General features: G+C 66.5%; 1 protein-coding gene. It reads right to left on the bottom strand.

The window, feature by feature from the left end; translation table 11 throughout:
• Positions 1 to 18: 18 nt before the first annotated feature.
• Complete coding sequence (locus PH203_RS49555; protein ID WP_289929534.1) at positions 19 to 1,263, bottom strand: RNA-guided endonuclease TnpB family protein; 1,245 nt, start codon at positions 1,261 to 1,263, stop codon at positions 19 to 21.
• Positions 1,264 to 1,299 lie beyond the last annotated feature (36 nt).

Below are 1,299 nucleotides of genomic sequence, written 5' to 3'. Positions count from 1 at the left end.
CTTGACGTGCTCCCTGGCCTAAAGTCCAGGGATTCCAGCCTGGGTCGTCTGACCCTTCCGGAGGCTTCCTGCTTCCACGCGCTGTGCGGGCACGTGTGCCCGTCTTACCGGCGCTCCACAGGCGTTTAGCGTCTCCGCCCGTCCGGCGGCGACGATTCGGCGTCCCTCGAACAGGACGTTGCGGGCCGCGTTGTGGTCGCGGTCGTGCATGGTGCCGCATGCGCCGCACGTCCACTGGCGGACGTGCAGAGGCTTGGGGCCGTCCCGGAATCCGCAGGCCGAGCAGACCTGAGAGGACGGGAAGGCCCGGTCCACCTTGGCGAAGGTGCGGCCGTGCTTGATGGCCTTGTACTCCAGCATGCCGACGAACGCGGACCATCCCGCGTCGTGCACGGACTTGGCGAGCCGGGTGCGGCCGAGGCCGGACACCGCGAGGTCCTCCACATACACCGCTTGGCTGTCGCGGATGATCTGCGTGGAGGCCTTGTGGTGAAAATCCCGGCGCCGGTCGGCGACCTTGGCGTGCTGGCGTGCGACCTTGATGCGGGCCTTGGCCCGGTTCTTCGATCCCTTCACCTTGCGGGACAGTTCCCGCTGAAGGCGTTTGAGTTTCTTCTCAGCCCGGCGCAGGAAGCGGGGACTGTCGATCTTCCGCCCATCAGACAGGACCGCGAAGGCCGACAGACCGAGGTCGATACCGGCGTCGGTCTCCACTTCCGGGAGGATGTCCGGCTCGGTGTCCACGACGAAGCTGAGGAAGTACCGGCCGCAGCTGTCCTTGGTGACGGTCAGGGACGTGGGTGCGGCCGGAAGCCGGCGGGACCACTTGGTCTTGAGGCCGCCGACCTTGGCCACGTACACGGTGCCATCGTCCTGGAGGGAGAAGGCGTTGGTGTTGAGACGGATCGACTGCCGGGTGTCCTTCTTCGACTTGTAGCGGGGAGGGCTGACTTTGCGGCCCTGCCGCTTGCCCTTGACCGAGTCGAAGAAGTTCTTGTAGGCGGTGTCCAGATCCCGCAGGGACTGCTGCAGGACGACCGCCGACACGTCGGCGAGCCAGGCACGTTCCTGGGTGCGCTTGGCCTGGGTGATGCGAAGCCGGGACAGCTCGGCCGACTTCACGTACGGCAGCCCTGCCGCGTGCGCTTCCTTGCGGTCGCGCAGGCAGTCGTTCCACACCACACGGGCGCACCCGAACGCGCTCGCCAGCGCACGGCGCTGGGTGGCATCCGGGTAGGCCCGATAGTTGTAGCGGAGCTGCACACTCAAGATCCTACTACGATTGGTCTCATGGATGGA

This window comes from Streptomyces sp. S.PB5 (assembly GCF_030403745.1).
In the GTDB taxonomy this organism is placed as follows: Bacteria; Actinomycetota; Actinomycetes; order Streptomycetales; family Streptomycetaceae; genus Streptomyces.
This window is presented reverse-complemented; position numbering and strand designations above follow the sequence as displayed.